This is a genomic window from Streptomyces aurantiacus JA 4570 (genome assembly GCF_000414115.1).
Classification (GTDB): domain Bacteria; phylum Actinomycetota; class Actinomycetes; order Streptomycetales; family Streptomycetaceae; genus Streptomyces; species Streptomyces aurantiacus_A.
The window spans coordinates 1-15,270 of the sequence record NZ_AOPZ01000371.1 but is presented as its reverse complement, the minus strand read 5'-3'; the positions used below and the strand labels follow the sequence as shown (position 1 = coordinate 15,270).

Annotated in this window: 15 protein-coding genes, 4 tRNA genes and 1 pseudogene; 8 read left to right on the top strand and 12 right to left on the bottom strand. The window is 73.3% G+C overall.

Annotated features, from left to right (window positions below; all coding sequences use genetic code 11):
* Positions 1-153 precede the first annotated feature (153 nt).
* Both STRAU_RS30920 and STRAU_RS30915 read left to right on the top strand, forming a co-directional pair.
* Positions 154-567 carry an SsgA family sporulation/cell division regulator gene (locus STRAU_RS30920; RefSeq protein ID WP_003959770.1) on the top strand — a complete coding sequence of 138 codons (414 nt, stop codon included), beginning with the start codon at positions 154-156 and terminating at the stop codon, positions 565-567.
* Between the two features lie 260 nt (positions 568-827).
* The gene (locus STRAU_RS30915; RefSeq protein WP_016644352.1) at positions 828-1,427 is read left to right on the top strand and encodes a CGNR zinc finger domain-containing protein; all 600 of its coding nucleotides are present in this window, start codon (positions 828-830) and stop codon (positions 1,425-1,427) included.
* Between the two features lie 62 nt (positions 1,428-1,489).
* Here the strand turns inward: STRAU_RS30915 and STRAU_RS30910 are convergent, their stop codons facing one another.
* Positions 1,490-1,702 (bottom strand): hypothetical protein, encoded by a 213-nt coding sequence (locus tag STRAU_RS30910; RefSeq protein WP_078621628.1) that lies wholly within the window; start codon positions 1,700-1,702, stop codon positions 1,490-1,492.
* A 196-nt stretch (positions 1,703-1,898) separates the two neighbouring features.
* On the bottom strand, positions 1,899-2,345 hold the full coding sequence (locus STRAU_RS30905) for a hypothetical protein (protein ID WP_016644349.1): 447 nt from the start codon (positions 2,343-2,345) through the stop codon (positions 1,899-1,901).
* Between the two features lie 196 nt (positions 2,346-2,541).
* Here STRAU_RS30905 and STRAU_RS30900 point away from each other — a divergent pair, with 196 nt between their 5' ends.
* Positions 2,542-3,057 (top strand): DsbA family protein, encoded by a 516-nt coding sequence (locus STRAU_RS30900; protein ID WP_203227486.1) that lies wholly within the window; start codon positions 2,542-2,544, stop codon positions 3,055-3,057.
* Between the two features lie 57 nt (positions 3,058-3,114).
* Here the strand turns inward: STRAU_RS30900 and STRAU_RS30895 are convergent, their stop codons facing one another.
* The 3 genes from STRAU_RS30895 to STRAU_RS30885 all read right to left on the bottom strand — a co-directional run bounded on the left by STRAU_RS30895 (position 3,115) and on the right by STRAU_RS30885 (position 5,926).
* Positions 3,115-3,939, bottom strand: coding sequence for a GNAT family N-acetyltransferase (locus STRAU_RS30895; RefSeq protein ID WP_037663041.1), 825 nt, complete (start codon positions 3,937-3,939; stop codon positions 3,115-3,117).
* A 110-nt stretch (positions 3,940-4,049) separates the two neighbouring features.
* On the bottom strand, positions 4,050-4,871 hold the full coding sequence (locus tag STRAU_RS30890) for an aminotransferase class IV (protein ID WP_016644347.1): 822 nt from the start codon (positions 4,869-4,871) through the stop codon (positions 4,050-4,052).
* On the bottom strand, positions 4,868-5,926 hold the full coding sequence (locus STRAU_RS30885; RefSeq protein ID WP_016644346.1) for a chorismate-binding protein: 1,059 nt from the start codon (positions 5,924-5,926) through the stop codon (positions 4,868-4,870). The genes STRAU_RS30890 and STRAU_RS30885 overlap by 4 nt, the downstream gene beginning before the upstream one ends.
* A gap of 156 nt (positions 5,927-6,082) precedes the next feature.
* Between STRAU_RS30885 and STRAU_RS30880 the strand changes: the two genes are divergently transcribed.
* The 4 genes from STRAU_RS30880 to STRAU_RS30865 all read left to right on the top strand — a co-directional run bounded on the left by STRAU_RS30880 (position 6,083) and on the right by STRAU_RS30865 (position 6,459).
* Positions 6,083-6,155 (top strand) — tRNA-Gly (locus STRAU_RS30880).
* 42 nt (positions 6,156-6,197) lie between these two features.
* A tRNA-Cys gene (locus STRAU_RS30875) sits at positions 6,198-6,271 on the top strand.
* 1 nt (position 6,272) lies between these two features.
* A tRNA-Val gene (locus tag STRAU_RS30870) sits at positions 6,273-6,344 on the top strand.
* A gap of 31 nt (positions 6,345-6,375) precedes the next feature.
* Positions 6,376-6,459 (top strand) — tRNA-OTHER (locus STRAU_RS30865).
* Positions 6,460-6,520: 61 nt separating this feature from the next.
* On the opposite strand, the gene STRAU_RS30860 is transcribed toward STRAU_RS30865, so the two are convergent.
* The 4 genes and pseudogenes from STRAU_RS30860 to STRAU_RS30845 all read right to left on the bottom strand — a co-directional run bounded on the left by STRAU_RS30860 (position 6,521) and on the right by STRAU_RS30845 (position 8,781).
* The gene (locus STRAU_RS30860; protein ID WP_078621623.1) at positions 6,521-6,817 is read right to left on the bottom strand and encodes a TFIIB-type zinc ribbon-containing protein; all 297 of its coding nucleotides are present in this window, start codon (positions 6,815-6,817) and stop codon (positions 6,521-6,523) included.
* Positions 6,818-6,886: 69 nt separating this feature from the next.
* Positions 6,887-7,853: pseudogene (locus STRAU_RS30855) on the bottom strand (phosphotransferase).
* Between the two features lie 227 nt (positions 7,854-8,080).
* Positions 8,081-8,284 (bottom strand): hypothetical protein, encoded by a 204-nt coding sequence (locus tag STRAU_RS30850; protein WP_016644343.1) that lies wholly within the window; start codon positions 8,282-8,284, stop codon positions 8,081-8,083.
* 221 nt (positions 8,285-8,505) lie between these two features.
* Complete coding sequence (locus tag STRAU_RS30845) at positions 8,506-8,781, bottom strand: hypothetical protein (RefSeq protein ID WP_016644342.1); 276 nt, start codon at positions 8,779-8,781, stop codon at positions 8,506-8,508.
* Positions 8,782-8,977: 196 nt separating this feature from the next.
* Here STRAU_RS30845 and STRAU_RS30840 point away from each other — a divergent pair, with 196 nt between their 5' ends.
* The gene (locus STRAU_RS30840) at positions 8,978-10,399 is read left to right on the top strand and encodes a serine/threonine protein kinase (protein WP_016644341.1); all 1,422 of its coding nucleotides are present in this window, start codon (positions 8,978-8,980) and stop codon (positions 10,397-10,399) included.
* Positions 10,400-10,436: 37 nt separating this feature from the next.
* Here the strand turns inward: STRAU_RS30840 and STRAU_RS30835 are convergent, their stop codons facing one another.
* From STRAU_RS30835 to cobT, 3 genes are all read right to left on the bottom strand, one after another.
* Positions 10,437-11,255 carry a TrmH family RNA methyltransferase gene (locus tag STRAU_RS30835; RefSeq protein WP_016644340.1) on the bottom strand — a complete coding sequence of 273 codons (819 nt, stop codon included), beginning with the start codon at positions 11,253-11,255 and terminating at the stop codon, positions 10,437-10,439.
* 137 nt (positions 11,256-11,392) lie between these two features.
* On the bottom strand, positions 11,393-12,628 hold the full coding sequence (gene cobA / locus STRAU_RS30830) for a uroporphyrinogen-III C-methyltransferase (protein WP_016644339.1): 1,236 nt from the start codon (positions 12,626-12,628) through the stop codon (positions 11,393-11,395).
* A gap of 141 nt (positions 12,629-12,769) precedes the next feature.
* A complete protein-coding gene (cobT, locus tag STRAU_RS30825; protein WP_016644338.1) occupies positions 12,770-15,181 on the bottom strand; it encodes a nicotinate-nucleotide--dimethylbenzimidazole phosphoribosyltransferase in 2,412 nt (803 codons plus the stop codon).
* Positions 15,182-15,270 lie beyond the last annotated feature (89 nt).

Below are 15,270 nucleotides of genomic sequence, written 5' to 3'. Positions count from 1 at the left end.
TGGCCGTACGAACCAAACGGACAAGCCGCCATACGGGCCACCTAAAGACACCCAAAACTCCCAGAGGGGTTTACAACGGCACCGTAGGTGGCATGTCGATTTCGCCGACGTGCGAATCCCCGAGCGCACACTGAGCGAAAGGCCCTGGCGCTTATGAACACCACGGTCAGCTGCGAGCTGCACCTGCGCCTCGTTGTGTCGAGCGAGTCCTCACTGCCTGTACCCGCAGGACTGCGGTATGACACGGCCGATCCCTATGCCGTGCACGCCACCTTCCACACCGGAGCCGAGGAGACCGTCGAGTGGGTGTTCGCCCGCGACCTCCTCGCCGAGGGCCTGCACCGGCCCACCGGCACCGGCGACGTCCGCGTCTGGCCGTCCCGCAGCCACGGTCAGGGCGTCGTCTGCATCGCCCTGAGCTCCCCGGAGGGTGAGGCTCTGCTCGAGGCCCCGGCGCGGGCCCTGGAATCGTTTCTGAAGCGTACCGACGCGGCCGTGCCGCCCGGCACCGAACATCGTCATTTCGATCTCGACACGGAGCTCTCGCACATTTTGGCCGAAAGCTAGTCCGGCCAGGGTTCCGGGAGCCGCGGGGCGCCGTCCGACTCGGGGAGACGGCGCGGGTACGCCCACGACGAGCGACGACAGGGACCCACCGCCGTCGAGGACAGCCGACGACGGACAACGACACAACGGCACGCAGCAGGCACCGGCGCCGGTGTCGCGGATTTCCGCGGCACCGGCGCCGTGGCGCGCGCGGCACGAGCCGCTAGCATCGGCCAGCATCGGGCGGGCACCGGCCCGACCCCCAGGCCAGGGAGCGAATCGTGCTGATCACCCACGACACCCGGTGTGCGCTCGAAGCCGTGGTCGATCTGGTGAACTCCGCGCCAGACGAAGAGAGCGGCGACGCCGTCGAAGGGCTCGCGGACGTGGCGGCTCTGAACGAGTTCGTGAAGGGCCATGCGATCAGCGACGTCGGCGTGCTCACGGAGCGGGATCTGGCGGGCGTGCACCGCATCCGCGGCCGGTTCGCCGAGGTCTTCGCGGCCACGGAGCCGCATGTGGCGGCGGCCCTGATCAACGAGCTGATCGCGGCGGCGGGCACCACTCCGCGGCTGACGGACCACGACGGCTACGACTGGCACGTGCACTATTTCGCACCGGGCGCCTCGGTCGCCGACCATCTCGCGGCCGACTGCGGGATGGCGCTGGCCTTCTTCGTCGTCGCGGGCGAGCAGGAGCGGCTGCGCCGGTGCGAGGCGCCGGACTGCCGGCGGGCCTTCATCGACCTGTCCCGGAACCGCTCGCGCCGCTACTGCGACAGCCGCACCTGCGGGAACCGGCTGCACGTCGCCGCCTACCGGGCCCGCCGCAGGGAGGCCGCGGGCCTTGAGCAGGACCTGGAGGGGCAGAAGGTCGTCTAGGGCGTGTCCGACGGGAGCGGCCGCGGAGGCGTGGCGGCCGACGGCCAGAGCTGGAGTCGGAGCTAGAGCAGCAGCAGGTCGTGCAGCGACGCCATGAGGAGCAGGCTGCCGATCACCGCCAGGAAGATCATCAGCGGTGGCTGCGAGAGCGCGAAGAGGCAGCCTCGCGGTTCGTCGGCGGTTCCGCGCTCGTGGGCAGCGGTTCCGCACTCGTGGGCGGCGGTGCCTCGCTCGTCCGGCGGGGCGGGGTCGCTCTGTGGGGTGGTGTCAAGCATCTCGCGGTGATGATGACGCAGGGCGGACACCCCCACGTACCAACACGCACGGTCAGCGCGGGAGTTCGCCGCATTCCGTGACCTTGGTGGGCCCCGCGCGGCGCACCTGCGAACGGTGTCCGCCGATACGCTCGAACGTGATCTCGGAATGCGGGACGGCGTGCCCCGGAGCGCCGGGGCGGCGCCCCCGCGGGCGTCAGATGCCGTGCTTCTTCAGGATGGCCTCGATGTCGCTGAAGTCCTCCGCCGGGGCGGCCTTCTTCTGCTTGGCGGCCGGGGCGGCCCCTGGGCGCGCCGCCGGGCCCAGGGAGGGGGCGGACGCGGCGGGGGCGACGGCGTCCCGCTGGGCGGCCTTCGCCGCGGCGCGGCGCTCCTTGCGGGTGCCGCCGGAGCGGCGCTCCACCGCGCGGGTCGCCAGGAACAGCAGCCAGGCCGAGCCGAGCACGCCGAAGCCCGCCCAGGCCACCGGGCTGAAGGCCGTCTCGGCGGCCCACTCCACCGCCCCGGTCATGACAAGGCCGATCGGGACCAGCGCATACGCGGCCAGGCGCGCCGCGGCGAGGAAACGCTTGCGATACGCCGTGACGGCCGCGATACCGAGGCCGGCCGCGGCTACGGCGGAGCAAATGGTCTCGGCAATCATCCCGGTCCTCCAGGCGTGCGGGCGCGGTGCGGTGTCGCATGTGTCCCTTCCATCCTGCACCGGGTGGGGTCCCGGAAGCCACGGCCCCAGAGCACATCAGGGAGATATCCGGGTCACGGCTCCTCCCCAGGTGCCGGTCGGCCGTGCCCGCCGGTCCCGGTTGGGGCGCGCGCCCGGGGGCTGGGAGACTGTGCGCATGACCGACTCCTCTCCCGTCGACCCCGCCGCCGCGCTCGTCATCGACGTCTGGTGCGAATTGCAGTGCCCGGACTGCCGCACCGCCCTGGACGACGTGCGCGCCCTGCGCGCCCGCTACGGCGACCGTGCCGAGCTGCGCCTTCGCCACTTCCCCCTCGAGAAGCACAAGCACGCCTTCGCCGCCGCGCAGGCCGCCGAGGAGGCCCTCGCGCAGGGCAAGGGCTGGGAGTACGTCGAGGCGGTCCTGGGCCGGGTCGAGGAGCTGGACCGTAAGGGCGAACCCTTCCTGGTCGAGGTCGCGGGCGAACTCGGTCTGGACGCGGAGGAGTTCGACACCGCCCTCGTGGACGGCCGGCACATCCTGATCGTCGACGCCGACCAGGCCGAAGGCAAGGCGATCGGCGTCACCGGCACGCCCACGTACGTCGTGGACGGGGAGCGGCTGGACGGCGGCAAGAGCCAGGACGGCCTGCGCGAGCGCGTCGAGGAGATCGCCGACCGCGCCCTCGCGTAGCCGCCGGCCACGCCCGCGCGCGGCGCCCACCACATCCTCGGCCACGCCCGCGCGCAGCTAGAGCAACTGCTTGTACACGTAGTACGTGCGCGCCTCGTAGCCCAGCGACTCGTACAAGCGCAACGCCGGTGTGTTCCCCGCGAAGACGTTCAGGCCGATGTGGTCCTTGCCGGCCTCGAGGCACTGGCCCTCGGCGTGGAGCATCAAGCTGCGGCCGTGTCCCCTGCCGCGGTGCTCCTCGCGGACCTCGATGTCGTACACGAAGCACTCGCCGTGACGTTCCGCGACCCACAGGATGCCGACGACCTCGGCGTCCTGTGTCAGCACGCTGAACCGGGCGCCGGGCGTCGCCAGGCCGTCGGCCAGCGAATTGCGCTGGTCCGCGTCGACCTTGGCGTATGCCTCCGCCGCCGGCACGCCGCGGTCGATCCAGTCCTGGGCGTAGACGTCCCTGGAGTGGGCGGTCCACTCCTCGAATTCTTCCTCCGTCATCGGCCGTGCCCGCACGTCCCCCGGCAGCTCGGGCGGGCGCAGCGGAAGCGGCTTGGACATCCGGCGATTGCGCTCCACGTAGCCGAGCGCCGTGGCCAGGGCCGCCACCCCGGGGGAGCCCGCGGGCACGGCCGCCTCGATCCGGGTGCAGCCCCAGCCGCGCGCCACCTCCTCGGCAGCCAGCGCCGCCACGGTCGCGCGGCCCCGACGGCGGTCCTGGGCGTCGATGCGCAGGTCCAGGACCTCGGCGACGCGGGGGCCGAAGACGGCATGGGTGGCCAGCCGTATCCGGCCGACGGGGCGGCTGTTCACGCAGACGTCGTAGTCGCGCGACTTCGCGCCCGTGGTGCTCTCCTGGAGCGGCCCGGAAGGCCGCAGGGTCGTGGTCATCACCGGAGTTGTACCCACTGGGCGGGCCCCGCGTCATCCGGATTTACGCTCCCCGCGCCCGCCGAGCCGTCCGGGAGCCCGCCGGGCCTTTCGGCCGATCCCTAAGATCCCTAAGGATCGAGGTCGTCCGCCGCGCGCTCTTCGAAGACCCGCATCGCCTTGGCCGTCACGGGGCCCGGGGCGCCGGGCAGTTCGCGGTCGTCGACGCGGTGCACGGCCTGCACGTCACGCAGCGTCGAGGTGAGGAAGACCTCCTCGGCGCGGTCGAGCACGTCCAGGGGCAGGTCGGTCTCGCGCGCGCCGGTCCATTCGACGGCCAACGCGCGCGTGATGCCCGCCAGGCACCCGGAGGAGACCGGCGGCGTGTGGATCTCGCCGTCGAGGACCACGAAGACGTTCGATCCGGTGCCCTCGCACAGCTGCCCCACCGTGTTGGGGAACAGCGCCTCCGTGGCGCCCTGTTCGGTGGCGCGGGCGAGGGCGACCACGTTCTCGGCGTACGAGGTGGTCTTCAGGCCGGTCAGCGCGCCGCGCTCGTTGCGGGTCCAGGGGACGGTGATCACAGCGGTGGAGTCGGGACGCCGCTTGGCCTCCCCCAGGGCGACGACGAGCGTGGGGCCCTGGTCGCCGCGGTCGGAGCCGAGCGGAGAAAGGCCCCCGGTGTACGTCACGCGCATCCGCCCGAGCTCCATCGGGTTGGCGTCGAGGACGGCGGCGCAGGCGCGGCGCACCTCGTCGAGATCCGGCTCGGGCAGGCCGAGACCACGGGCCGAGCGGGCAAGGCGGTCCAGGTGGCGGGTCAGCGCGAACGGCCGTCCGGCGACCGCCTTCACGGTCTCGAAGACGCCGTCGCCGACGGTCAGTCCGTGGTCGAACACGGAGACGCGCGCGGAGTCGAGGTCATGCAGACCGCCGTTGAGCCATATCTTCACTGAGTCTCACCTTGCGATGGAGATCCTGCACTTGGTGCGTACGTTCCCGAGGCTACCGCCAGCAGCCGCTCGGCCTTCAGCTCCGTCTCGCGCCACTCCCCCTCGGGGTCCGAGCCCCAGGTGATGCCCGCTCCCGTACCGAACCGCAGCACGCCCGCACCGCGATCGATCCAGAACGTGCGGATGCCGACGGCCAGCTCGCCGGTGCGCCGGTCCGCGTCGACCCAGCCGACGCCGCCGCAGTACGGGCCGCGGGGTGCCGTCTCCAGGGCGTCGATGATGCGCAGCGCGCTGGACTTCGGGGCGCCGGTGACCGAGCCGGGCGGGAAGGTGGCGGCCAGCAGGCCGGGCCAGCCGGCGTCGGCGCGCAGCTCGCCGCGGACGGTGGAGACGAGGTGGACGAGGCCCGGGTGCTTCTCGACGACGCACAGGTCCGGCACGCTCACCGTGCCGGTCGCGCAGACCCGTCCCAGGTCGTTGCGGACGAGGTCCACGATCATGACGTTCTCGGCGTAGTCCTTCTCCAGGAGGTCCGCCTCGGTGCGCCCGGTGCCCTTGATCGGCCCCGACTCGACGACGCCGCCCGCGCGGCGCAGAAACAGCTCGGGCGACGCCGTGGCTATCTCGACGCCGTGCCCGGGCAGGCGGATCGTTCCGGCGTACGGTGCGGGGTTGCCGCGGGCGAGGAGCGCCGTCAGGGCGTCCACGTCGGCGTCGGCGGCGACCGGCGCGGACAGCACCCGGCAGAGGTTCGCCTGATACACGTCACCCGCCGCGATGTGTTCGCGTATGCGGCGCACACCGTCCGTGTACGCGGCGCGGTCGAGCGACGACGTCCAGTCACCGGCCGCCGGACCGCTCCAGGCCCCCGGCACCGACGCGGGCACCGGCTCTTCGCGCACGTCGCCGAAGCGGGCGCACACCAGCCGGCCCTCGAAGTCCGCGGACACCGCCCAGAAGCCGGAGGAGTCCAGGGCGGAAGGGTCGCTGGTCACGTCCCGGAGATCGGTCGCGACGAGGCCGCCGAAGCGCGCCATGGGAGACAGGTCGTGCACGTCTGCGAGTCTATGACCGGCGTCCCGAGCGTGCCCCGGGCCTCTGGCGAGGAGGCGACAGCGCAGCACGCTGCGCAAACGCGTTTTTGTACTGGCCCAGGAATCCGCTAGAGTTCAACACGTCGCCGGGACGCGGAAGCGGGCCGGGAAAGACAAGCGGACGTAGCTCAGTTGGTAGAGCGCAACCTTGCCAAGGTTGAGGTCGCCAGTTCGAACCTGGTCGTCCGCTCGCAGGAACCGCGGGGGATCTTCCCGAACCCCCGTAACTCCTGGTGGAGTGGCCGAGAGGCGAGGCAACGGCCTGCAAAGCCGTCTACACGGGTTCAAATCCCGTCTCCACCTCCAAGGACGATTAGCTCAGCGGGAGAGCGCTTCCCTGACACGGAAGAGGTCACTGGTTCAATCCCAGTATCGTCCACTGGAATCTCTGATCGATCAGAGGTTTCCCCGCGCGATTAGCTCAGCGGGAGAGCGCTTCCCTGACACGGAAGACACGGAAGAGGTCACTGGTTCAATCCCAGTATCGCGCACCAGCTCCACGAAGCCCCCGGCCGTCTCCACGGCCGGGGGCTTCGTCGTGTCCGCTCAGGACACTCAGGAGGAGAAGAGCATGTGCCCGAAGCTCTTGTGCCTCTTGTGGCCGTGGTGACCATGGTGACCGCCGTGGCCGCCGTGCGGGGCGCCCCAGGCGGGCGCGGGCGCCGCGGGGTAGGCGGGGGCCGCCGGCGGGGCCGGTGGGGTCTGGTGGCCGCTCCACTGGTTCTCCAGGCGGGTCAGTGCCTCGAGCTCGCCGTAGTCGAGGAATATGCCGCGGCAGCCGCTGCACTGCTCGATCTGGACGCCATTGCGGTTGTACGTGTGCATCGGTGCGTGACACTTGGGGCACTGCATGGACGGCTCAACTCCTCGCCGGTCGTGACTGCTTGGCCGGATATCTGCCCGGCTTCGGTGCAGTGCACCCTACTTCGTGCCGGTCGGCGCCAAGTCCGGCGGGACGGCGGCCATCCGGCGGCAGGCGTCCACGAACGTCTCCTCGACCTCGTCAAGGGCGCGTTCCGCCGCCATCGCCTTGGTGATCGCGAGGGCCGCCGTCTGCACGGTCAGGGCGCGGGCGGGTACGTCGAGAATCGGCCAGGGGTCCGACCCGTCGGCGGGGACGGCGGGGCCGCCCGCGGCGCGGTAGGCGTTCAGGAACCGCGTCCACTCCTCGGGCAGGAGCAGCCCGCAGGCGTACCAGGCCGCGGGGCGGGCCAGGTCCCAGGCCGGGTCCCCGGTGCCCAGGTCGTCGATGTCGATGAGCAGCCACTGGCCGGCGGGCGTGCGGACGAGCTGGCCCAGGTGCAGGTCCCCGTGGCACAGGTGCGGCGGGCCCGGGTGCGGGGCCTCGTCACGGGCCCAGGCCGGCAGGACCGCCCAGGCCCGCTCGACCGGGGAGGCGGCGGGGTGCGGGGCCGCCGCCCGCAGCCGGGCCACGGCACGGGCGGCCTTCTCCGGGCCGCGCATCGGCGGGGGCGGGGACGGAAGCCGGCCGGAGCGGGTACGGAAGCCCGGCCGGCGGGGTGCGGTGCAGGCGGGCCAGGAGGGTGGCCACCGCCTCCCAGGGGGCCGCGTCCGGGTCGTCGCGGTCCACGGGGGCGCCGTACGGCCAGAGGGTGACCAGGCGGTCGTGCAGGCGGGTCGGCCGGGCGGACAGCGGGGCGAGGAGGGTGTCGGCCAGAGCGGGGTGGGCGGCTGCCGCGAGGCGGGCGGTCAGGGCGGGCTCGGGGGTGCCGGGGGCGTGGGCCTTCGCCACGACCTGGCCGTGGCGCGCCACCGTGGCGTCGGGGCGGTCGGCGAGGACGGCGCCCGGCGGGCTGCAGGCACAGTCGGGGGTGCGGTGGGCCCTGAGCTCGGCATGGGCGGTCAGGGCGGGCAGCAGGGCGGTCACGGGTCCCCCGGGGTGTGGCTGTGGTTCTCGCGTGAGCGTACGGGACAGTCCGGCGCCGTCGACCTGCCGTCGGCCCCCATTCGCCCCGCCGTCGGCCCAAAAAAGAAACAGCCCGCGCAGCTCCCCAGCTGCGCGGGCTGTTGTGCCGTCCGCCGCACCCCCGTCCCCACGGGGTTTCATGGCCGGATGTCCCCGCCCGGACCGCTCTTCCGGGCCTGGGGCGCCGCTCAGCGCCCCAGCATCACGCCCACGGACGACGCTTGTGTGACCACTGCCTCCCAGCCGCCGAAGGCGACGGTGAGCAGGGCTGCCAGAGGGAGGACCATGAGCGTGGCCACCAGGGGGTGGCGCGTTCCGGACGGCCGGACGCCCAGGGTGGAGAGCTTCCGTCCCTGGGTGCGGATCATCGTCCGCGGCGCGGTGTCCGCCATGGTTCTCTCCCTTCCTGACTGTGTTGCTTCTTCTGTTGGCTTTGGTGGTGAAGCTGGCAGCGGCGGGTGTCTGACCTCGGGGGACGAGTGCTGCACCCGCCGCTTGACCTCAAATCTAGGTCCGCCGTGAGCTTTGGGCGTCATGCCCTCGTACCGATTGGCGGGCCTCCCGGAGGATGACCGGTCGTCACACAAGTACTCCCGTGGGTGGAGACGGGGTCCTAGGACTCAGGGTCTTCCCCGAGGGGGCGACCGGGCCGATCGGACCGTTCGGAGCTGTCCTCCCTCGGGACGGGCTGCTCCACGAGGGCCAGCACACGGGTCGCCATGAAGCGCGCCGTGCGGACCACGGAGCCGCTGCGGGTGACTTCGCTCACTTCCACCACTCCCCTGCGGACGGCCGTCTCCACGCGGCGGCCTGCCCGGCTCGCCACCACTTCGTACGTACGCGTCGTGTCGCCGGCGTCCACGACTATCTCCACGCGGTCACCCTTCACGCGATCAATCCCCCTTCAGCGACGGGTGGTTGAGGGGCAGGGCGGCGGGAAATGCCCCGTGTCCCGCGGCGCCTGACCACTTTTCAAGTTTCCCACCCGGCACTGACAATCGATCGGCCCGCGAGGGCGCGGCCTCTGCACGTGCCCGGCCGCGGAAACGTAAGCTGTGGCTCGTCAGACGGACCGGGCAGCGGGGATGAACATGGCGATGATGCGCCTGAGGCGCGAGGACCCGCGTGTCGTCGGCTCGTTCAGGCTGCACAGGCGGCTGGGCGCCGGCGGGATGGGCGTGGTCTATCTGGGCTCCGACCGCCGCGGCCAGCGCGTCGCCCTGAAGGTGATCCGGCCGGATCTGGCGGAGGACCAGGAGTTCCGTTCGCGCTTCGCCCGCGAGGTGTCGGCGGCCCGGCGCATCCGCGGCGGCTGCACGGCCCGGCTCGTCGCCGCCGACCTGGAGGCCGACCGCCCCTGGTTCGCCACGCAGTACGTGCCCGGCCCCTCGCTGCACGACAAGGTCGCCGCCGAAGGCCCGCTGACGGCGGCCGAGGTGGCCGTGGTCGGCGCCGCGCTGTCCGAAGGGCTCGTCGCGGTGCACGAGGCCGGTGTGGTGCACCGGGACCTCAAACCGTCGAACATCCTGCTGTCCCCCAAGGGCCCCCGGATCATCGACTTCGGTATCGCCTGGGCGACGGGGGCCTCGACCCTGACGCATGTCGGCACGGCCGTCGGCTCGCCGGGCTTCCTCGCCCCCGAGCAGGTGCGCGGCGCCGCCGTCACGCCCGCGACCGACGTGTTCGCGCTCGGCGCCACGCTCGCCTACGCGTCCATGGCCGACTCGCCCTTCGGGCACGGCAGTTCGGAAGTGATGCTGTACCGCGTCGTGCACGAGGAGGCCCAGCTCCAGGGCGTGCCCGACGCGCTCGCCCCGCTGCTGCGGGCCTGTCTCGCCAAGGCCCCGGAGGAACGTCCCAGCACGCTCCAACTGTCGCTGCGGCTCAAGGAGATCGCCGCTCGCGAGGCGCAGGGCCTCAGCGAGGTGCGTCCGCCGGCGCAGCGCCAGGACCAGGACCGGCCGACGGGCCGGCTCGTCGAGGGGTACGAGGGGCCCGACACGTACGCCGACGAGCGCACCCAGCGCCGCACGGCGCCGGGCACTCCCCCGCCCCGGACCGGCGGCTCCTCCCGCCCCGGTGCCCCGCGCACCGGCGGCCGGCGCACGGGCGACCCACGGACCGGCGACCCACGGACCGGTGGCTCACGGACCGGCGGGTCCCGCACGGGCGGTTCGCAGTCCGGCTCGCGGCCCTCGGCGCCGCGCGACACCTCACGTTCGGGCAGCAGGCCCGCGCCCCGCAGCGGGGCCGGGCGGCAGGGCCCGCGCACCACGGGCACGGGACGACGGCCCGCCAATCCACGGCTGCTGCGGCAGCGGCTGTTCGTGTTCGTCGTCGTGACGCTGCTGGTCGCGCTGGGCATCGCGGCGGCACAGGGGTGCCAGGGGCCCGCGCGGGGACTCGGCGACGTACGCGAAGGGGGCCACGCGGTGCGGGTCACGGACCAGCCCCTACGTACCGTGCCGGGACAGCCCGATGGCCCGGAGGCCGGGCCTCAGGGCTGACGCGTTCGCACGCCCGGCCGGGGATATGAACAGGCTCTCAGGACCGCGGGCGGCCCGTCGCCACCGCGTAGAACGCGACCGCGGCCGCCGCGCCCACGTTGAGCGAGTCGACGCCGTGCGCCATCGGGATGCGGACCCATTCGTCGGCCGCGACCAGAGCCTGCGTGGACAGTCCTTCGCCCTCCGCGCCGAGCATCAGCGCGACGCGGTCCATGCGGTGCGGCGCCGCCTCGTCGAGGGTCTTCGCCTTCTCGTCGGGGGTGAGGGCCAGCAGGTTGAAGCCCGCCTCCCGGACGCCTTCGAGTCCCTTGGGCCAGGAGTCGAGGCGTGCGTACGGAACGGAGAAGACCGCCCCCATGGAGACCTTCACCGAGCGGCGGTAGAGCGGGTCCGCGCAGTCCGGTGAGAGCAGCACGGCGTCCATGCCGAGGGCGGCGGCGGAGCGGAAGATCGCGCCGATGTTCGTGTGGTCGTTGACCGCCTCCATCACCACCACGCGGCGGTGCGACCGGAGGATTTCCTCGGCGGTGGGCAGCGGCTTGCGCTGCATCGAGGCGAGGGCGCCGCGGTGCACGTGGTAGCCGGTGACCCGCTCGGCGAGGTCGGGGCTGACGGCGTAGACGGGCGCCGGGACCTCGTCGATGACGTCGCGCATGACGTCGACCCACTTCGCGGAGAGCAGCATCGAGCGCATCTCGTAGCCCGCGAGCTTGGCGCGCCGGATCACCTTCTCGCCCTCGGCGATGAACAGGCCCTCGGCGGGCTCGCGCTTGCGGCGCAGCTCGACGTCGGTCAGGCCGGTGTAGTCACGCAGGCGCGGGTCGTCGGGATCTTCGATGGTGAGGAGATCGGCCACAGGGTGATACTGCCTTGTCCGGGGTGTGGTGCCAACGGCTGGGAACCAGTTCCGTTACCGGTGGTTACGTGGATGGGGTCGGGCCGCCCGGGGCGTCGGACGGGCCGTGCGGGGCCGGTCGGCCCGCGTGGGGTCGGTCAGTCGGTGTGCACCGGGTTCATCGCGGCCACCGCGCCGATCACGATGACCGCCGGGGGCTTCACCTCGTGGGTGTGTACGGCCTCCGCGACCGTCGCGAGGGTCGCGTCGACGCGGCGCTGGGCGGCCGTCGTGCCCTCCTGGATCAGGGCCACCGGGGTGTCCGCCGGCTTGCCGTGCGCGGTCAGCGTCTCGGCGATGCGGCCGATCTTGTCCACGCCCATGAGGATCACCAGCGTGCCGCGCAGCCGGGCGAGCGCCGGCCAGTCGACCAGGGACCGCTCGTCGTCCGGCGCCACATGGCCGCTGACCACCGTGAACTCATGGGCCACGCCCCGGTGCGTCACCGGGATGCCCGCCGCCCCCGGCACCGAGATCGAGCTGGAGATGCCGGGCACCACCGTGCACGGGATGCCCGCCTCGGCCAGCGCCTGGACCTCCTCCATGCCCCGGCCGTAGACGAAGGGGTCGCCGCCCTTGAGCCGCACGACCGACTTGCCCTGCTTCGCGTGCTCGATCAGGGCGTTGTTGATGGCTTCCTGCGCCATGAAGCGGCCGTACGGGATCTTCGCGGCGTCGATCACCTCGACGTGCGGCGGGAGTTCGCTCAGCAGGTCGCGCGGGCCGAGCCGGTCGGCGATGACCACGTCGGCCTCGGCGAGCAGGCGGCGGCCGCGGACCGTGATCAGGTCCGGGTCGCCGGGGCCGCCGCCGACGAGGGCGACGCCGGGTGTGCGGGTGCGGTGGTGCGGGGCGACCAGGGTGCCGTCGCGCAGGCCCTCCACCACCGCGTCGCGGATGGCGGCGGTGCGGCGCGGGTCGCGGCCCTTGGCCTCGGTGGTGAGGACGGCCACGGTGACGCCCTCGCTGTGGCCGGTGGCCGGGGTCCAGGCCGTCGCCGCGTCGGCGTCGTCGGAGCGGACGCACCAGACGCGGTGCCGCTCGGCCTCGGCGGAGGCGGCCGCGTTGGCGGTGGGGTCGCTGGTGGCGATCAGGGCGTACCAGGCTTCGGCGAGGTCGCCGTCGGCGTACGTCCGGCGGTGCCAGGTGAGTTCGCCCGCGTCCGCCATCGCCTCTACCGAGGGGGTTGCCGAGGGGGAGATCAGGGTGATGTCCGCGCCTGCGGCGATGAGGGCCGGGAGGCGGCGTTGGGCGACCTGGCCGCCGCCCAGGACGACGGTGTGGCGGCCGGTGAGGCGGAGACCTACGGGGTAGGCGGGGTGTTCTGCGGCCATGAGGGCTCCTTGTGCGCCTTTCCTGGGGGCGGGGCGGGGTGGGCTGGGGACGGGTGGGGGTGCCCAGACCCCCGTATCGGCCTGGACGGCCTCGTCCTCAAACCCTCGTCCTCAAACGCCGGACGGGCTGAGATCTTGCGGCTACTTCTCCGTCACGCCCGCCGAGTCGAACGTCGCCACCTCGTGCATCGCCCTCGCCGCGCTCTGGACCACGGGGAGGGCCAGGAGGGCGCCTGTGCCCTCGCCCAGGCGCAGGTCCAGGTCGACCAGGGGGCGCAGGCCCAGCTTGTTGAGGGCTGCCACGTGGCCCGGCTCGGCGCTGCGGTGGCCCGCGATGCAGGCGGCGAGGACCTCGGGGGCGATGGCGCGGGCGACCAGGGCCGCCGCGCCCGCGCTCACGCCGTCCAGGATGACGGGGGTGCGCAGGGAGGCGCCGCCGAGGAGGAGGCCCACCAGCGCGGCGTGTTCGAGGCCGCCGATGGCCGCGAGGACGCCGACGGGGTCGGCCGGGTCGGGCTGGTGCAGCTCCAGGGCGCGGCGGACCACCTCGACCTTGCGGGCGTGCATCTCGTCGTTGATGCCCGTGCCGCGGCCGGTGACCTCGGCGGGGTCCGTGTCGGTGTAGACGGAGATGAGGGCCGCGGACGCCGTGGTGTTCGCGATGCCCATCTCGCCGGTGAGCAACGCCTTGTTGCCCGCTGCCACCAGGTCGCGGGCGGTCTCGATGCCCACCTCGATGGCGGCCTTGACCTCCTCGCGGGTGAGCGCGGGGCCGGTCGTCATGTCGGCCGTACCGGCGCGCACCTTGCGGGGCAGCAGGCCCGGGGTGGCGGGCAGTTCGCTGGCGACGCCCACGTCGATGACGCAGACCTCGGCGCCGACCTGGTTGGCGAAGGCGTTGCAGACGGCGCCGCCGCCGAGGAAGTTGGCGACCATCTGGCCGGTCACCTCCTGCGGCCAGGACGTGACGCCCTGGGCGTGCACCCCGTGGTCACCGGCGAAGATCGCGACCGCGGCGGGCTCCGGGATCGGCGGCGGGCACATCCGGGAGAGGCCGCTGAGCTGCGCGGAGATGATCTCCAGCATGCCCAGGGCGCCCGCGGGCTTCGTCATGCGTTTCTGGCGTTCCCACGCCTCGCCGAGCGCCTTCGCGTCCAGCGGGCGGATGTTGCCCACGGTCTCGGCCAGCAGGTCGTGCGGGTCCTCGCCGGGCAGCGCGCGGCGGCCGTACGTCTCCTCGTGCACGACCCAGGACAGCGGGCGGCGCTTGGACCAGCCCGCCTGCATCAGCTCCGGCTCGTCCGGGAACTCATCCACGTACCCGACACAGAGGTAGGCCACTACCTCAAGGTGCTCGGGCAGACCGAGCGCGCGGACCATCTCGCGCTCGTCGAAGAAGCTGACCCAGCCCACGCCGAGGCCCTCCGCGCGCGCGGCGAGCCACAGGTTCTCCACGGCGAGCGCCGAGGAGTACGGAGCCATCTGCGGCTGGGTGTGCCGGCCCAGGGTGTGGCGGCCGCCGCGGGTGGGGTCGGCGGTGACGACGATGTTCACCGGGGTGTCGAGGATGGCCTCGATCTTCAGTTCCTTGAACTGCTTGGCGCGTCCCTTGGGCAGCGACTTCGCGTACGCCTCGCGCTGGCGCTGGGCCAGTTCGTGCATGGTGCGCCGGGTGTCGGCGGACTTGATGACCACGAAGTCCCAGGGCTGGGAGTGCCCGACGGACGGCGCCGTGTGGGCCGCCTCCAGGACGCGGAGCAGTACCTCGTGCGGGATGGGGTCGCTGCGGAAGCCGTTGCGGATGTCGCGGCGCTCGCGCATGACGCGCAGCACGGCCTCGCGCTCGGCGTCGGCGTAGCCCGGGGCGGGCGGTTCCACGGAGGCGTCGGCCGCCGGGGCGAGCGGCTCGGCCGAATCCGGCCCGGCTTCCGGGTCGTCGTCGAGCAGCAGGGCCTGGGGCAGGCCGTCCGCGTCCGCCGGCTCGGCGGGCGTGGACAGGTCCTCGGGGCCGTCGGCCTCGATGAGGGCGGCCGCGGCGGGCTGCTCGGTCTGGCTTGCGGGGGCGGTCGGTCCGGCCGGGTGAGGTGCGTGCATCGGCTCGTCGGGGTCGGTCGTCTCCGGGGCGGACGGGAACGGGCTGCCGTCCTCCGCCGCGTCGACGGGTGCGGGTGCCGTCCCGGCGGGCGCGGCTGTGGGCCGCTCTCCGTCGCGGGGTGCGGGCACGGTGGCTGCGGGCTGCTGCCCGGCGTCTTGGAGCGTACCGGGCTCGGGGTCCGCCTCCGGCTCTGCTCCGGGCGTGGCGTCGGCCTGCGCCGGAAGTTCCTGTGCCGGTACGGCGGGTACGCCGGGTGCGGCGGCGGGGTCCGGGGTGGGCTCGGCGGTCCGGTGGGCCGGGGCTTCGGGGGCGGTGGCCTGCTCCGGCTGCCCGGGCTGCTCCGGCTGCTCCTGCGCGAAGTACTCCGGGGGTACGGAGAGGGGGCGCGGCGGAGTCGGCGCGAGGTGCGGGGTGGTGGGCACCGAGCCCTCGACCGGCACGAACTGGCCGAGGGGCACGGGAACTTGGGCGTCCGCGAACGGCTGCCCGGACCCGGCGGCGTCCGGCAGGCGCGCGGCGCCGGCCAGGTGCGGGCCCTGCGCGGCAT